A 15,402-nucleotide genomic window follows, 5' to 3' on the forward strand; every position below is an offset into this window, starting at 1 on the left:
ACCTGGACTTTGCCCTGGCCGCTTTCGCAAAGGTAGGCCGCGAGCTGGCCATCATTTAGGAGATCTCAGGCTGTGCCACCGGCGAAGGGTGCCTGCGCCTGCCGCCACCAGTTGTGGCCGTGGAGGTGGCCGTCCTTGAAGGTTACGGTGGGATACAAGGGATTCCTGAGTTCGCTGGCGGGATGCGACGGGGAACAGGTTGAGCTTCCCGACGGGGCGACCGTAGGGCAGTTGCTTGAGGTGCTTTCGGTACTGCACGGCGACTCGTTCCGGCAGGCAGTACTACCGGGCGGATCCCGCCCCCTGGTGGCGCTGGTATCCGTGGACGGAAGGCCCGCTGGGCTGACAGATTCTCTGGCGGATGGTGCGTGTGTGCTGATCGTGCGCGCAGTTGGAGGCGGCTGATCCCAAGCCCCACGCCTGAGGCCCCAGCGACTGCTGTCGGCGGCGGCCGTCGCCGGCACTCATGCCGTCTCCACCAAACGCTCTCACCGCCCATACGCTGCAACTGGCGTCGCGGCGTGGTCAGGTTTCGGGGTAGCAGTTGGCAGGTCCCAGGTACTCGGGAAAGGCCGGCCTGAGAAACTTCCTCACGTCGTAGCAAAGGTGGCAGCGACTTGCGTAGCGGGAGCGGCGCACATTGCGGCTATTCGGCATTGAGTGGCAGTGCTCCTGCGAAGAGCGTTGTCTCCGGGGGTTTGACTGACCCTTGCGGCAGCGCGATAACCACGTGCACCGGCGGCTGGGGGAGAAGGACGGGGAAGCAGGGGTGCGGAAAGGGTGAGGCTCCCGATTTCGAGTAGGGGACACGAGTTGACAGGGACACGAATTTCCTCTGGACCTGGGCGTGAGAACGTGATATACTGTGCGCGCAATCCTAGAAGGAAATGGACGAAGTGCAGAGGGCCTTGCATCTCCGGTCCTTGTATGATTGCAGATTATGGTGAGGGTTTGAATGGAGGACTGAGAGAATGACAAAGACCCTGTATGTCGGAAACCTGCCTTACGGATGCACGCAGCAGGACCTCGAGTCTGCCTTTGGCTCCGTAGCCGAGGTGGTATCGGTGCGCATCGTGACGGACCGCGAGACCGGTCGGTCCCGCGGTTTCGCTTTCGTGGAGGTGCCGGCCGATAGCATGGAAACCGTGATAGCGAGCTTGCACGGGGCAGAGATGGGCGGCCGGCAGATCGTGGTGAACGAGGCCAGAGAACGCAAGGAGCGGCCGAGCAGGCGCTACTAACGTAGCGGACAACCGGTAAGGGAACGGATGTGGCAGCCCCCAAGGCCCGGGGGCTGCCCTTGCGTCTCGCCCCGGGTGTGGCCACCCAGCTCGCCCCAGGGCCTGTTACCAGGAGCCTGGCTATCCCTGACGACAATCGTCTCTTGGATTGACACACCGGGGGATTCGGACGCGGTCCACGGAAGTCAGGTCGAGCCTGGGGGTGGTGCGGGCGGCAGGGTTTGACCGGGAGGCGCTGCGGGAGAGGCTGGAGCAATGGCGGGCCTTTAACAGGTGGGAGCAGGAGCGCGGTGACCCTTCCGCGTCCCCGGATCAGCTGGTTCGGTGGTACTCGCAGGCGTGGGAGTCTTCCTGCCGGTATTCGCCGGGCTGGTCGCTGGCGGGGGTCGACGCGGAGAAGGTGGCTCGCATTCGGCGTATTCGGCAGGCGTTTTGCCGCCTGGGGGGTGGTTCAGGGGGATCGAGCGGTGCAGGCCCGGGCTGGGGTCATGAGGGGTCGGTCCTCATGGGATACAGGGAGACCGGACGTCGCATCCAGAAGGCGACCGCCGTGGCCTGGCCGTGGGCGATGCGGCGCAACTACTGGAGGCCGTATTCCCTGATCTTACGGTAGATGGTGGAGCGGCTCATGCCCAGTTGCCGGGCCAGGATTTCTTTGGCGCGGGGTGTCCTGCCCAGGCGCTGCAGGCCCTCGGCGATGGCCTGCCGCTCCCACTCCGCGGAGCTCATCACCCGGGCTTCCGCGGTGAGCGGCCTGTCCGCCTGAAGCGATTGCAGGAGGCGGGCGGGCAGGTGCTGAGGTTCCACCGCCTCGCCCCGGCAGGCGTGCAGCACGTACTGGGCCACGTTTTCCAGTTCGCGCACGTTTCCGGGCCACCAGTACTGTTCCAGCAGGCGGGCTGCGTCAGCGGTGAGATCCGGTACCGTGCGGTGCAGGTTGGCGGCGTGCTTGCGAAGGAAGTGCGGGAGGATGAGAGGCAGTCCGCCGGGCTGTGCGGCCGCGGGGCCCTGCCCGCGCGGTCCTGCCCACGCGATCCCGGTCGCGCGGTGTCGATCAGCCAGCGCTGACCAGGCTGAGGAAATAGCGGTGCAACCTGGTGTCGTCCGTGAGTTCGGGGTGGAAGGCGGACGCCAGCAGGCTGCCCTGCCGGCACAGCACTATGCGGTCGCCGAGGGCGGCCAGGACTTCCACCACCCCCGGCCCCACCGCCGAGACATAAGGGGCACGGATGAATACGGCCCGGAAGGGGTCGTTTCCCAGGGCCGGGATGTCCAGGTCGGTTTCGAAGGAGTCCCGCTGGCGCCCGAACCCGTTCCGCTGCACGGTGATGTCCATCAGGCCCAGGCGGGGCTGGGTGCTCCCGGCGATGTCCCGCGCCAGCATGATCATACCGGCGCAGGTTCCGAAGATAGGGAGACCGCTCTCGCCCATGGCCCGCAACGGATCCAGGAACCCGTATTCCTCCATGAGCCGGCCCATGGTGGTGCTTTCTCCTCCGGGGACGATGAGCCCGTCCAGCCCGGCCAGGTGGTCGACCTTCTTGACCCGCACCGCCTCTGCGCCTGCCGATTCCACGGCACGCACGTGCTCCAGCACGGCCCCCTGCAGGTCGAGGACGCCTATCTTCACGTTCGCACCCCCTACCATCCCCGCGCCTGCATCCTCTGAGATTCAGGGATGGCGGCCATCTCGAGCCCCGGCATGGCTTCGCCCAGATCCTTTGAGACCTCCGCCAGGATGCGGGGGTCGTTGTAGTGCGTGGTGGCCAGCACGATGGCTCTGGCCCGTGCGGGCGGATTCTTGGACTTGAAGATGCCGGAGCCCACGAAGACGCCGTCCGCCCCGAGTTGCATCATCATGGCGGCATCCGCGGGGGTGGCGATACCGCCGGCGGCGAAGTTCACCACCGGTAACCTGCCCAGTTTGCGCACCTCCTGCAGCAGCTCCACAGGGGCGCCCATCTCCCGGGCCAGGGATACCAGTTCCTCTGCCGGGCAGGTGCGTACGCGCCGGATCCCGTCGTTGATGATGCGCATGTGGCGCACGGCTTCGACGACGTTGCCCGTCCCCGCCTCGCCCTTGGTGCGGATCATGGCTGCCCCTTCGGCGATGCGCCGCAGGGCCTCTCCCAGGTTGCGGGCGCCGCATACGAAGGGAACGGTGAAGCAGTGCTTGTCGATGTGGAGTTGCTCGTCGGCGGGGGTCAACACCTCCGACTCGTCAATGTAGTCGACCTCCAGGGCCTGCAGAATCTGCGCTTCCACGAAATGGCCGATGCGCACCTTGGCCATCACCGGGATGGTGACCTTCTCCATGATGCGCAGGATCACGGTGGGATCGGCCATCCGGGCAACCCCGCCCGCGGCCCTGATGTCCGCCGGGACGCGCTCCAGGGCCATCACCGCCACTGCTCCCGCTTCTTCAGCTATCTTCGCCTGCTCGGGGGTGGTGACGTCCATGATGACGCCCCCTTTGAGCATTTCCGCCAGCCCCTTCTTGACCCGCCAGGTTCCTGTTTCCGGTGCCGTCACTACCATGGTCTAACCCCCCTTTTGCCTCCGAGGTGCCGGGTAGCGAGGGTTATGAGAAGCCCCGCCGGTGGAGGGTTACCAAAGGCCCCCTCCGGTGGAGGGGGCCCTTCTGGCGAGAACCAGGGCAGCACAACTGTGCCCTGTATTCTGAGCGCCTTCTCCCACTCAGACTTTACTGTCGGCCCCGGATTCCCACCGGAGTCAACCGCTGGGGCTGATGGGCTCGTCCCCCGCGCCAGGCAGGGGCATCACCACCGGTCGGGACTTGGGAAGACGCCTCCCTCACCCGGCCCCGAAGGCTACCACCTGCGCCGATTATACCACAGGAAAGCGCAGAAGGATGTATTGTCACGCGGGTTCGCAATAGGAACGGTTGACGCTTACCTGGGAGTGCCCACTCTGGATGGGCTAGGAGCGTGGGCGAGGCGGTCACTCCCTGGACGAGTACGAGGGGGCAGTCCCTCGAAGCAGCGGTAGGTTGGGGTTGCAGCGTGCACGCGGCTTGTGCCCTTCGGGGAAGGCCGGCTGGTTTGGCGGGCTCTCGACCCGGCAGGAGATTGCGCCCGAAGGCCGAATTCAGATTATGGCGTCAGCGGCTCCCAAAGTGTGGGAGGTAAGAGCCGTGGATGATGAGTTGCGGGCGTTTCTGGAGGATCGCTTCGGGCGGCTCGACCGGCGGATGGATGCGCTCGAGCATCGGATGGATGCCCTTGAGCAGCGGGTCGGTGGGCTTGAGCAGCGGATCGGTGGGCTTGAGCAGCGGGTCGGTTCTCTCGATGGACGGCTGGCGCGGGTGGAGTCGGAGGTTGCTGCGCTGGGCGAGCGGGTGGCGCGGGTGGAGTCGGAGGTTGCTGCGCTGGGCGAGCGGGTGGCCCGGGTGGAATCGGAGCTAGCTGCCCTGCGCTCGCAGACGAGCCACCTGGGTGTCGTGGCAGAATCGGTTCAGGACCAGGTCCGCCTGGTAGCGGAAGGTCACTCGGTTCTGTACGGCGCGATCGACCGCCAGTACGAGGAAGTCAGGGCGGAAATGCGGGATGTGCGGGCCCTCCTGAGGGTGTGGAACGATCTGGTAACAAGGCGCCTGGCAGACCTGGAGTACCGGGTGCGGGAGAAAGCGGGATAAGGCTGCTCCGCCCGTGCCGGAGCGGGAGCGGCGAGGGGCGTTCCCTGGTGCGGGCCGCGGGGCTTACGGGTAGAGTTGGGGGCCGGACGTGGGTGAGGCGTCCGGCCCCCCGTGTGATGCCGTGAGCTTAGCGGAGAGGAGACAGTCGCTAAAGCTCAAGGTGGGAGGCCACGAGCCGGGACTCGACGCCAGCCGGGTGGGGTCCGGCCAGGCGCTCCGCCGGGTCGGGAGAGGGTGCGCTGGCGATGAGCGGGCGCGTGTACGGATGCCCCGGATGTTCCAGCACCTCGTCCGCGGGCCCGCTCCACAACCCTGCCCAGGTACATGACCGCGATGCTCCGGGCCAGGTAGCGGGCTACGGCCACATCGTGGGTGATGAAGAGGATGGCCGCTCCCTGGGCGGCCAGGTCGGCCAGCATGTTCAGGATGCCCGCCCGCACGGAGACGTCCGGCATGCGCGGGCATAAGGATTCCTTCTCGGCGGGGCAGGAGTTTTCGCATTACCCGAGAACTACCCCTGCTGTTATCGATTTGTCGAAGGGAGGCGTGGTCCCTTGGTGTGGCGGGATGTGTGCGATGCCATTCCCGATTACGAGCGCTTCCTGACCGTGGATGAGATGGAAGAGAGTTCTGAACGCCTGCGGGAGCGGTACCCGGGGGTTGCACACCTGGTGGACATCGGGCGTTCCCGGGCGGGGCACATGATCCGGGCGCTCAGGATCGGGTCGGGGCCCCGGCGGGCGGTGCTGTTCGGATGTCCCCATCCCAACGAACCCATAGGCGCCATGATGCTGGAGTACCTCTCCTGGCGACTGGCCGAAGACGCCGGGTTGCGCGAGAAGCTGGGCTACACCTGGTACCTGGTGAAGTCCATCGACCCCGACGGCACCAGGTTGAATGAGGGGTGGTTCGGCGGTCCCTTCACCCTGTTCAACTACGCCCGGCACTATTACCGGCCGGCCGGATTCGAGCAGGCGGAGTGGACCTTCCCCATCCGCTACAAGACCCTGGTGTGGGAGAAGCCCATCCCGGAGACGCAGGCGCTCATGCACCTCATCGACCTCGCCCGGCCCCACTTCATGTACTCCCTGCACAACGCCGGTTTCGGTGGGGTCTACTGGTACGTGTCGCGGTCCTGCCCGCCCCTTTATGAGCGCTTCCACGGGATCGCGCGGGAGCAGAGGGTCCCGCTCAGCCTGGGCGAGCCCGAGATGCCCTTCGCGAAGAAATACGCCCAGGCCATCTTCGAGATGCCGGGGACGCGCGACACCTACGACTACTATGAGAAGTACGCGGGCAAGGATCCGGCCACCATCATCAGCGCGGGCACGTCGTCGGTCGACTACGCTCGCGAGGTGGCGGGGAGCTTCGTGCTGGTGTGCGAAGTGCCCTACTTCTACGACCCCCGCATTGAGGATACTTCCCCCGCCGATGTCTCCCGGCGCGAGGCGGTCCTCGCCTCGGTGGAAATCGACGCCCAGGCGCGCGACTACGTGGAGCAGGTCTTCGCCCGGGTTCGCGACCGCCTGACCGCGCCCAGTCCCTTCGTGACCGCCTTGAGTGACTTCCTCCGCCGGGGCCGGGAGGGCCTGGAGGCCAAGCGTCGCTGGGCCGAGAGCGACCCCGAGCTGGCGCGCCCGGCCACGGTGGCCGAGAAGTTCGACAACCTGCAGGTGACGCGCTTCTACCGGCTGCTGCTCCTGGGCCTGCTCCACCGCGCCATCGAGCACCAGCTCGCCGCCGCGGGGGGATGGGCGGGCGAGCTCGAGACCGTGCGCGCGGAGGTATACCGGGAACTGGAGCGGCGCGCCGCGGAGCTGGAGTCCCAGCTCAACTGGCGGCCCATCCCCATCCGCAAGCTGGTGGCCGTGCAACTGGCCAGCGCCCTGGAGGCTGCCGGCTACGTTACGGAAGGAGGGGCGGGCGGTGATGCTGGCGATTAGAGGAGCGACCGTCTGGACGCGCAGTGGACCGTTATGTACGTCTGAACAACAATGGCCCTGACTTTTTGCGAGATCGCACAAGGAGAGGTCCTGGTGCTGATAGAATTAGTCGCTATCTGTATCGCACGGCAGGAGTGGGCCACACGATGTGCGGCAGGGAGGAGGATGAGACACCGGGGGTTGCGAGGGACTGTATCCGGGTGTCACGCCTGGGTCTAGCGCGTGCGATGATGGCGATCAGGTTACGCCCACAAGGGAGGAGGGTGGTCATGAGGGCTGGTGGACGAGTTCTGAGGTTGAGCGCCGTGCTGGTGCTGGCCGTGTTCGTGACCGGTGTCCTGGTGGGGTGTGGCGGCGGAGCGAGCAAGGAGCCCATCAAGATCGGGGTGATCGCTCCCCTGACGGGTACGTGTGCCAAGCCCGGCACCAGCATGAAGGAAGGAGTCGAGCTGGCGGTCGAGGAGATCAACAAGGCCGGTGGGATCGACGGAAGGACGTTGCAGCCCACCTTTGAGGACGATGCTTCGGTCCCGGCCCAATCCGTAGCTGCGGCCGAGAAGTTGACCACCAAGGACGAGGTCGTCCTGGTGATTGGTGCGTACAACAGCCCGTGCGTGCTGGCCCACATGAAGGTCACGGAGAGGGAAAAGACCCCCCAGATCGACCCGGTTGCTGTGGCCACGGCCATAACGGAAAGCGGCAACAAGTGGATCTTCAGGAACTGCGCCACAAATCCCATGCAGGTCAACCAGCTCGCCGACTACATCTTCCAGAATATGCCCCTCAAGAAGTTCGCGGTCATCCACGAGAACACGGACTACGGCAGGGGTATCGCCGAGGTGTTCGTGGAAGCCACCAGGAAGTACGGGGGCACCATCACCAACGTGGAGGCATACAACGTCGGCGATACCGACTTCTACGCGCAGTTGACCAAGATCAAGGCTGCTGCCCCTGAAGCCCTGCTCATCGGCGGGAACCTGACGGAGGGCGCGCAGATTACCCGCCAGGCCCAGGAGGTCAAGCTCAACGTCCAGCTGTTCGGCCTGGGCGGCGTCTCCACCCCCGAGTTTGACCAGTTGGCTGCCGGGTCCAACGAGGGCATGATCGTCACCAGCTATTTCGAGGCGGGGGCGGCCAATCCGTTGGCGCGCAAGTTCATCGAGGCATACAAGGCCAGGTACGCCAAGGATCCAGACATGTTCGCCGCGGCGTCGTACGAGGCAGTCTACATCGCCAAGGAAGCGCTCACCCGGGCGGGCACCAAGCACAAGAACCTGGCCGAGTGGCGGCAGGCGGTGAGGGACGAGCTGGCCAAGGTCAAGGATCTGCCGGGTGTGCAGGGGCCGACCACGTTCGACGAGAAGGGCCAGGCGGACAAGAAGGTGTTCATAGTCCAGTGGAGGAACCACAAGAAGGTAATCCTGTACCCCAAGTAGACATCTGAGGCCGGGGGGCGGGGGGCGGTACTCCCTGCCCCCCGGCCTGGCCGGAAAAGGCTCGTACGGGAGGCCGCGGTGGCATTGCTTGCTCAGGTACTCCAGCAGGTGATCAACGGATTGGTGCTGGGGAGCACATATGCCCTCATCGCCCTGGGTCTCACCATGCTTTACGGCATACTGGGCCTGGTGAACTGGGCCCACGGCGAGATATACATGCTGGGTGCATTTGCCGGGTTCTACTTCGTAGCGGTGAAGGGACTTCCTTTCTACCTGGGCCTGATCGTTGCCACCCTGGCCATGGCCGCGGCGGGCGTCTTCCTGGAGCGGCTCGTCTTCCGTCCCCTGCAGGACAAGCCGCACATGAACATGATCATCGGCACCCTGGGGTTGAGCACCTTTCTCCTGAACGGTGCCATAGTGGTTTGGGGCTCTGATCCCAAGAAGTTCCCCGAGGTTTACTCCCGGATCATTTCCCTCGGTGGTGTTTCCATAACCGTGCAGCGGGCCCTGGTGGTAGTGGTGACCGCCATAGTCATCGCTGCGCTGGCCGTGGTAATCAGGAAGGCGAGGATAGGGAAGGCCATGAGGGCATGCTCTGAAGACATGGAGGTCGCTGCCCTGATGGGTGTGGAAGTCCGCACCGTGGCCATGATAACGTCCGCGGTAAGTGCGGCGCTGGCGGCCATCGCGGGGACGCTGGTGGGACCCATCTTCCTGGTTTACCCGCAGATGAGCATTCAGGCGGTGTCCAAAGCGTTTGCGGTGGTGATCATGGGCGGGCTGGGCAACGTGGAGGGTGCCATAGTGGGCGGGTTTCTGCTGGGACTGGCGGAGAGCCTTACGGCCGGGTTCCTGTCGTCCTTCTACAAGGAGATCGTTTCGTTCGTCATCCTCATCCTCGTGCTGGTATTCAGGCCTTCGGGGTTGTTCGGAAGGCATGCGGTGGAGAAGGTTTAGGTGCGCGGCATGAAGCGTCGCATGCTGGTGATCGCAGGGGTTGCCGTGGCCGTTCTCGCGCTCGTCTTCCCGGTTTTGGGCCTCAAGGCGTACTACGTGCACGTGGCCGTCATGTCCCTCATCTATGTCCTGCTTGCCTCGGGGCTGAACGTGCTCACCGGGTACGCCGGGCAGCTCTCCCTGGCCCATGCCGGCTTTTTCGGCATCGGGGCCTACGCCTCTGCCCTCCTTTCCCTCAAACTGGGCTGGAACACCTGGCTCGGCCTCCTGGCTGGCGGGGTGCTGGCCGGAGCGGCCGGTGTGTTGCTGGGTGTTCCAGCGCTCAGGCTGAAGGGGCCTTACCTGGTCATTGCCAGTCTCGGCTTCGGGGAGATCATCCGGCACGTCCTGGTCAACTGGGTTGGCCTGACCAGGGGACCCATGGGGCTGACGGGGGTACCGCGCATGAGCCCGATCTACCTTCCCGGTCTGGGGTCCATTTCCTTCGAGAGCAAGGCGGCGTATTACTACCTGCTGCTTCCCATCGTTTGCCTGACTCTGGTCATCATCCGCAACCTGGTCAACTCCCGGACCGGCCGCGCCCTGGTCGCCATCCGGGAGGATCAGGTGGCCGCGGAGGTGATGGGCATCAACCTGGCCTTCTACAAGGTACTGGCCTTCACTTTCGGTGCGGTGCTGGCGGGGGTGGCAGGGAGCTTATACGCCCACTACATCGGGTTTGTCAGCCCCGATTCCTTCACCGTGGGCGAGTCCATATACATCCTCATGATGGTGGCGGTGGGGGGGATGGGAACTCTGGTGGGGCCGGTGGTGGGTGCCGTGGGTCTCACCTACCTCCTGGAGACCATGCGCATCCTGGCGGACTATCGACTGATCCTGTATGGCGTCCTCCTGTTCCTGGTGGCCGTCTTCTTCCCCGGTGGCCTGGCGGGAGAGCTCAACAAGCGGCTCGCGCGTCCGCCGGAGGGAGGGTAACTGCCCGTGATGCATGAACGAATGTGGCGGTGCCGGAGGGAATGCGGTGGGTGAGGTACTGCTCCAGCTCAGTTCGGTGAGCATGAGATTCGGAGGGCTCAAGGCGCTCGACTCGGTCGACCTGACGTTCGAGCCGGGTCGCATCATGGGCCTCATCGGCCCCAACGGATCCGGAAAGACCACCGTGTTCAACCTGATCAGCGGCATATACCGTCCCAGCGAAGGCCGGATCGTCTTTGGCGGCCGGGACATAACGGGGCTGAAACCTGATGCCGTCAACCGGTTGGGCATTGCCCGCACCTTTCAGAACATCCGGCTCTTCAGGGACATGAGCGTCTTCGAAAATGTGCTGGTGGGCTGTCACACCCGCATCGGAAACCCGGTGTGGGACGACTTCTGCAACACGGGGCGCAGGCGCCGCTGTGAGAAGGAAGCGATGGCCATGGCTGAGGAACTGCTGGAGATGTTCGGGTTGACATCCCATGCCCGCCAGCATGCTCGCAACCTGCCATATGGTCTGCAGCGAGAGCTGGAAATCGTGCGTGCCATGGCTTCCCGGCCACGGCTTCTCCTCCTGGATGAGCCGGCTGCCGGCATGAACCCGCAGGAGACCGCTCACCTGATGGACCTCATCGCTCAGCTGCGGGATCGCGGGGTGACCATCCTGCTGGTCGAACATGACATGAAGGTGGTAATGGGTATATGCGAGTGGATAGCGGTGCTCAACTTCGGGCGGAAGATCAGCGAGGGGACGCCCGCCACCGTACAGAATGACGTGCGGGTGATTGAGGCTTATCTGGGGAGGAGGGCGAGGGACCATGCTGGCCCTAACTGATGTGCGGGTCAACTACGGAAGCGTCCGCGCTCTCAAGAGTATCTCCCTGGAGGTCAGAGAGGGAGAGATCGTTACCCTCATCGGTGCCAACGGGGCCGGGAAGACCACCACGCTCAAGGCCATCTCCGGGCTGGCGAGGCCTGCTTCCGGCCGCATAGTCTTTGACTCGGTGGATATCACCCGCATGCGCCCTGCCTCCATCGTCAGCCTGGGCATCTCTCAGGTCCCGGAAGGCAGGCGCGTTTTCCCGCGCATGACCGTACTGGAGAACCTGGAGATGGGCGCTTTCCGCCGGCGGGACCGCCAGCGCGTGCGAGAGGACCTGGACACGGTGTTCGGCTACTTCCCCATTCTGAAGGAGCGGTTGTCTCAGCCCGCGGGCACCCTGTCCGGGGGCGAGCAACAGATGTTGGCCATCGGCAGGGGCCTCATGGCCAGGCCCCGCCTCTTGCTGCTGGACGAGCCCTCCCTTGGCCTGGCACCCATGCTGGTGGAGCAGATATTCGACATCATCAAGAGGATCCACGACGAGGGTGTGACCATCCTGCTGGTGGAGCAGAATGCCTTCCTGGCTCTGGAGACCGCTTCCCGCGCCTACGTCCTGGAGACGGGCGAGATTGCCCTGCAGGGCGCCGCCCGCGACTTGATGCAGGACGAGCACGTGAAGAGGGCTTACCTGGGTTAGCGCGACCGGCCCGATCAGGTGCCGGCGTGCTGGCGCAGGGCCCGGGCGAGCCGGGACACCCCCTCTTCGATTTCCGGGATGGAGCAGTAGCTGAAGCAAAGGCGCATCCCGGCCCTCGCCTTTCCGTCTCCACTGAAGTTTGCTCCGGGGATAAAGTCCACCCCTGATCCGGAGGCCAGCGGGCGGAAGCTGGCAGCGTCGAAGCCCGCGGGTCCCTCCACCCAGATGAAGAAGCCTCCCCCGGGCCTGGTCCAGCGGAAACCCCCGGGGGACTCCTTCTCCAGGGCGGCGAGCATGGCGTCCCGGCGGGGGCGGTAAAGGCTCCGCAGCCAGTCGGCGCGGGCTTCCCCTATCTGCTCCCACAGGCGGTAAGCGAAGGCCTGCATGAACGGGCTGGTGCCGGCGTCCAGCTTGACCTGCCTGAGCGCGGACAGGACCGGCGGGGGTGCCACCGCCCATCCCAGGCGGATGCCCGGAGCGATCAGCTTCGAGAGCGTGCTGACGTATATGACCCGCCCCTCGTCATCAGTGCTCTTCAGGGCCGGAGGCGGGGGTGAGTCGTAGTACAGCAGGCCGTAGGCGTCGTCCTCCAGGATCAGGAAATCATAGCGCTGCGCCAGTTCGACGATACGGGCGCGTTTGCGGGGCCCCAGGGTCCTGCCGGTGGGGTTTTGGAACGAGGGGATGAGGTAGAGCACCTTGACGCGCTCTCCCTTCCTGTTCAGATCATGCAGCACCTGCTCCAGTTCCGCCACCGACAGGCCATCCTCCTCCACGGTGATTCCCCGCACCCGGGCGGCCCGGGACTGGAATATGCGCAGGGCGGTGAAGAAGGTGGGGTCCTCGACCAGCACCACGTCTCCCGGATCCACGAAGGCGCGGGCGACCAGGTCGATGGCCTGGTTGGAGCCGGTGGTCACCAGGATGTCCTCCGGCCCGCAGTGGATCCTCCTGGCCAGGACCAGGTGAGCAAGCACCTCGCGCAGGCGGGCGCAGGAGGGGCCGCCGGAGTACTGCAGGCTGGCCGCCCCCTCCTCTTCCAGGGTGAGACGCAGGGCCCGTGCCATTTCCTCCAGCGGAAAGGAATCGGGACTCGGGTATCCCCAGGAGAGGGGGATCAGCCTTCCGTCCGCTCCCGGGGGCAGAGACTCGGGGGGAGGCCCGATGTGCTTCATCCCCTCGCTCAAGAATGGCCCCAGCCAGGCATCCTGCATCGTGGTTACTCCTCCTTTGGGGGATGGTTTTCGGGGTGGACGAGGCGGCGGAGCTTCAGGGCCAGTTGCAGGTTGAAGCGGTGCTCCTGGTTGTCCAGGGAAACGCCGCAGAGCGCCTCGACCTTGCGCAAGCGGTACCGCACCGTATTGGGGTGCACGAACAGCTGGCGGGCACACCGGCCCGGGTCACAGTTGCAACGCAGGAAGGTGGCCAGGGTCTCCACCAGGCCCGGGTGCTTCTTTTCGTATTCCTCCAGGGGCCCCGTGATTTCCCGGCAGAAGGCCTCCACTTCCGAGCGATCTCCCTGGCTCAGGAGCACCCGGTAGCTTCCCAGCTCGTGGTACCCGGTGGTGTGGCCGGCACCCCTGAGCTCTCTCCCCAGGGCCACGGCCTGGCGAGCCTCCCGGTAGGCACGCGGAATATGGAGCGGGTGCTGGCACAGGCGGCTGATACCCACCGATACGGTGATGCCGGGGGAGGCTTTGACGACTTCGTTCTTGATCAGGCCCGCCACCCGGAGGAGGTCGGCCGGGTCGGTGTGCGAGGGCACGGGGGCGAGAACCGTTACGCTGTCGCTCAGGTCCATGGCCAGGCTCCTGGGCAGATGGTGACCTGACGCCGACCGCACGATTCGCACGAATCGCTCCCGTAACTCCTGGGCCCTGCCCTCGTCCCGCTGCAGGACCTGCAGGTAGAAGCGCTCGAATCCGTCGATGTCCAGCACCATCACGGCATAGGCCGAGGCCAGGGGCATGCCAACGTACCGGGCCCTCGATTCCAGCACTTCGAGGGAGGTCACGTACCCGTTCAGGAGATCCCAGAGGAATGCGTTCGTGAACCTGATCTCCTGCGCCCGGGCCAGCCGGGCTGCCTGCCTGTTTATGATCTCAGTGTACAGGGGAACCATTACGTCCACCCACGCGCAATCCACGGGCATCTCGATCAGGGGGAGGTTCAGGGCATCCGCGAGTTCGACCATTCTCCCCGGAACCGACTCCACGTACCGCTTCAGCTTTATGCCCAGGCCCGCTGCCCCGGACTCGGCCAGGTCCTGTACCAGGCGGATCTGCTGCTCCGGGCTGTCCCTGATTACAAAGATGTTGCTGAGCAGGAGCTCTCCGCCCCGCAACCAGTTCTTGATGTCGGGCGTATCCATGATGGTTATGGAGCGGATGATCCTGTCAAGGCCGCCCGTCCCGGCGATCACCCGCGCCCGTTGCATGACCCCGATCCCCAGTGCTTCGCCTACGGTCAGCATCGTCCCACCGGCTATGCATTTCGGCACCGCCCCGCCCCAAACCTGCCCGCTTTGGACGGGGATTCAAAAGATAAGGGAAATCTTTGTGCTGTCGGACCAGGGGACGGGCGGGAGGGGAGCGAAATCATCCCGCGCAAAGCCGAGGGAGGAGGAGGTATCGCTCCCATGCGGGATCACTTTCGTGGCAGGGACTTTCTCACCTTGATGGACTACACGCGGGACGAGATCGAGTACATCCTGGAGAGCGCCGCCGACTTCAAGCGCAAGTGGGCACGACGGGAACCGCACGAATACCTGCGCGGAAGGGCCATTGCCATCATCTTCGAAAAGAAGTCGACGCGCACCCGGGTGTCTTTCCAGGCCGCAGTTGCCCACCTGGGGGCCCAGTCTTTCTACATGCGGCCGGACGAGCTGCAGCTCGGGCGGGGAGAACCCATCAGGGACACCGCGCGGGTAATAGACCGGTACTGCGATGCCCTGGTCATACGCACCTTTGGGCAGGAGATTGTGGAAGAGTTTGCCTACTACATGAAGAACCCGGTTATCAACGCCCTCACCGACCTCAAGCATCCCTGCCAGGGGCTGGCGGACCTGCTTACCATGCGGGAAAGGAAGGGCCGTCTGGAGGGGCTGAAGCTGGCTTACGTGGGCGACGTCTGGAACGTGGCGCACACCCTGCTGGTGTGCGGAGGTACATTCGGATTCGACGTCTACATCGCGCGTCCGGCCGGCTATGACCCGAGCGAAAAGGTCTTGCGGGTGGCCGGGGAGCGCGCCCGCCGGACGGGGGCGAAACTGGTGCTCACCGCCGATGTGCGCGAGGCCCTGGAAGGTGCCGATGTGATCTACGCCAACACCTGGCACAGCATGGGCGGACCGGAGTCCAACAAGGAGCAGCGGGTGCGGGACTTCGCCTCCTACCAGGTGAACGCCGAGAATCTGAAGCTGGCGAAGGAAGACGCCATCTTCATGCACTGCCTCCCCGGGTATCGGGGTGAAGAGATGACCGAGGAGGTAATCGAGGGGCCCCAGTCCGTGGTGTGGGACCAGGCGGAGAACCGCATGCACACCGAGAAGGCGATCCTCAGCCTGCTCGTGCAGTGAGAGGAGGTCTGACCCATGGGAGCCATCAGGCTGCGCACGTCCGTCCCCGGCCCGCGCACGCAGGAGCTGCTGGAGCGCCGGGCCCGTTTCGTACC

General features: G+C 65.0%; 17 protein-coding genes. 11 read left to right on the forward strand and 6 right to left on the reverse strand.

The features are described 5' to 3' along the window. Positions 1-135 precede the first annotated feature (135 nt). From QME70_13785 to QME70_13795, 3 genes are all read left to right on the forward strand, one after another. Positions 136-405 (forward strand): MoaD/ThiS family protein, encoded by a 270-nt coding sequence (locus QME70_13785; protein ID MDI6895636.1) that lies wholly within the window; start codon positions 136-138, stop codon positions 403-405. A gap of 566 nt (positions 406-971) precedes the next feature. Next, complete coding sequence (locus QME70_13790) at positions 972-1,241, forward strand: RNA-binding protein (protein MDI6895637.1); 270 nt, start codon at positions 972-974, stop codon at positions 1,239-1,241. 205 nt (positions 1,242-1,446) lie between these two features. Continuing rightward, positions 1,447-1,854, forward strand: a complete 408-nt coding sequence (locus QME70_13795; GenBank protein MDI6895638.1) for a hypothetical protein — start codon at positions 1,447-1,449, stop codon at positions 1,852-1,854. On the opposite strand, the gene QME70_13800 is transcribed toward QME70_13795, so the two are convergent. The 3 genes from QME70_13800 to pdxS form a co-directional block, all read right to left on the reverse strand. Beyond that, complete coding sequence (locus tag QME70_13800) at positions 1,821-2,105, reverse strand: helix-turn-helix domain-containing protein (GenBank protein MDI6895639.1); 285 nt, start codon at positions 2,103-2,105, stop codon at positions 1,821-1,823. The two genes, QME70_13795 and QME70_13800, sit on opposite strands and share 34 nt — an antisense overlap. A gap of 190 nt (positions 2,106-2,295) precedes the next feature. Further along, positions 2,296-2,871, reverse strand: coding sequence for a pyridoxal 5'-phosphate synthase glutaminase subunit PdxT (pdxT, locus tag QME70_13805; GenBank protein ID MDI6895640.1), 576 nt, complete (start codon positions 2,869-2,871; stop codon positions 2,296-2,298). Between the two features lie 11 nt (positions 2,872-2,882). Continuing rightward, positions 2,883-3,779, reverse strand: coding sequence for a pyridoxal 5'-phosphate synthase lyase subunit PdxS (gene pdxS, locus QME70_13810; GenBank protein MDI6895641.1), 897 nt, complete (start codon positions 3,777-3,779; stop codon positions 2,883-2,885). A 616-nt stretch (positions 3,780-4,395) separates the two neighbouring features. Here pdxS and QME70_13815 point away from each other — a divergent pair. Next, positions 4,396-4,896, forward strand: coding sequence for a hypothetical protein (locus QME70_13815; GenBank protein ID MDI6895642.1), 501 nt, complete (start codon positions 4,396-4,398; stop codon positions 4,894-4,896). Between the two features lie 148 nt (positions 4,897-5,044). Here QME70_13815 and QME70_13820 read toward each other — a convergent pair whose 3' ends face one another. After that, a complete protein-coding gene (locus QME70_13820) occupies positions 5,045-5,182 on the reverse strand; it encodes a hypothetical protein (GenBank protein ID MDI6895643.1) in 138 nt (45 codons plus the stop codon). A gap of 271 nt (positions 5,183-5,453) precedes the next feature. Between QME70_13820 and QME70_13825 the strand changes: the two genes are divergently transcribed. The 6 genes from QME70_13825 to QME70_13850 all read left to right on the forward strand — a co-directional run bounded on the left by QME70_13825 (position 5,454) and on the right by QME70_13850 (position 11,730). Beyond that, a complete protein-coding gene (locus QME70_13825) occupies positions 5,454-6,839 on the forward strand; it encodes a M14 family zinc carboxypeptidase (GenBank protein MDI6895644.1) in 1,386 nt (461 codons plus the stop codon). Between the two features lie 269 nt (positions 6,840-7,108). Further along, positions 7,109-8,275 carry an ABC transporter substrate-binding protein gene (locus tag QME70_13830; GenBank protein MDI6895645.1) on the forward strand — a complete coding sequence of 389 codons (1,167 nt, stop codon included), beginning with the start codon at positions 7,109-7,111 and terminating at the stop codon, positions 8,273-8,275. Between the two features lie 78 nt (positions 8,276-8,353). After that, positions 8,354-9,235 carry a branched-chain amino acid ABC transporter permease gene (locus QME70_13835; protein MDI6895646.1) on the forward strand — a complete coding sequence of 294 codons (882 nt, stop codon included), beginning with the start codon at positions 8,354-8,356 and terminating at the stop codon, positions 9,233-9,235. Positions 9,236-9,244: 9 nt separating this feature from the next. Then, positions 9,245-10,210 carry a branched-chain amino acid ABC transporter permease gene (locus QME70_13840; protein ID MDI6895647.1) on the forward strand — a complete coding sequence of 322 codons (966 nt, stop codon included), beginning with the start codon at positions 9,245-9,247 and terminating at the stop codon, positions 10,208-10,210. Positions 10,211-10,292: 82 nt separating this feature from the next. Continuing rightward, entirely contained in the window at positions 10,293-11,045 is a 753-nt protein-coding gene (locus QME70_13845; GenBank protein ID MDI6895648.1) for an ABC transporter ATP-binding protein, read from the forward strand. After that, a complete protein-coding gene (locus QME70_13850; GenBank protein MDI6895649.1) occupies positions 11,029-11,730 on the forward strand; it encodes an ABC transporter ATP-binding protein in 702 nt (233 codons plus the stop codon). Before QME70_13845 ends, QME70_13850 begins: the two co-directional genes overlap by 17 nt. A 14-nt stretch (positions 11,731-11,744) precedes the next feature. On the opposite strand, the gene QME70_13855 is transcribed toward QME70_13850, so the two are convergent. Then, positions 11,745-12,944, reverse strand: a complete 1,200-nt coding sequence (locus tag QME70_13855) for a PLP-dependent aminotransferase family protein (GenBank protein ID MDI6895650.1) — start codon at positions 12,942-12,944, stop codon at positions 11,745-11,747. A gap of 5 nt (positions 12,945-12,949) precedes the next feature. After that, the gene (locus QME70_13860) at positions 12,950-14,203 is read right to left on the reverse strand and encodes a PucR family transcriptional regulator ligand-binding domain-containing protein (GenBank protein MDI6895651.1); all 1,254 of its coding nucleotides are present in this window, start codon (positions 14,201-14,203) and stop codon (positions 12,950-12,952) included. Positions 14,204-14,368: 165 nt separating this feature from the next. Between QME70_13860 and argF the strand changes: the two genes are divergently transcribed. After that, entirely contained in the window at positions 14,369-15,307 is a 939-nt protein-coding gene (gene argF, locus QME70_13865; protein ID MDI6895652.1) for an ornithine carbamoyltransferase, read from the forward strand. Positions 15,308-15,402: the final 95 nt, after the last annotated feature.

The organism is Bacillota bacterium (assembly GCA_030019365.1).
Classification (GTDB): Bacteria; Bacillota; Sulfobacillia; order JACIYH01; family JACIYH01; genus JACIYH01.

Coding starts and splice junctions, on each gene's coding strand:
- QME70_13860 (MDI6895651.1), bottom strand. CDS start 14,203: ATGCTGACCGTAGGCGAAGCACTGGGGATCGGGGTCATGCAACGGGCG.
- argF (MDI6895652.1), top strand. CDS start 14,369: ATGCGGGATCACTTTCGTGGCAGGGACTTTCTCACCTTGATGGACTAC.
- pdxS (MDI6895641.1), bottom strand. CDS start 3,779: ATGGTAGTGACGGCACCGGAAACAGGAACCTGGCGGGTCAAGAAGGGG.
- QME70_13840 (MDI6895647.1), top strand. CDS start 9,245: ATGAAGCGTCGCATGCTGGTGATCGCAGGGGTTGCCGTGGCCGTTCTC.
- QME70_13855 (MDI6895650.1), bottom strand. CDS start 12,944: ATGCAGGATGCCTGGCTGGGGCCATTCTTGAGCGAGGGGATGAAGCAC.
- QME70_13790 (MDI6895637.1), top strand. CDS start 972: ATGACAAAGACCCTGTATGTCGGAAACCTGCCTTACGGATGCACGCAG.
- QME70_13830 (MDI6895645.1), top strand. CDS start 7,109: ATGAGGGCTGGTGGACGAGTTCTGAGGTTGAGCGCCGTGCTGGTGCTG.
- QME70_13850 (MDI6895649.1), top strand. CDS start 11,029: ATGCTGGCCCTAACTGATGTGCGGGTCAACTACGGAAGCGTCCGCGCT.
- QME70_13845 (MDI6895648.1), top strand. CDS start 10,293: ATGAGATTCGGAGGGCTCAAGGCGCTCGACTCGGTCGACCTGACGTTC.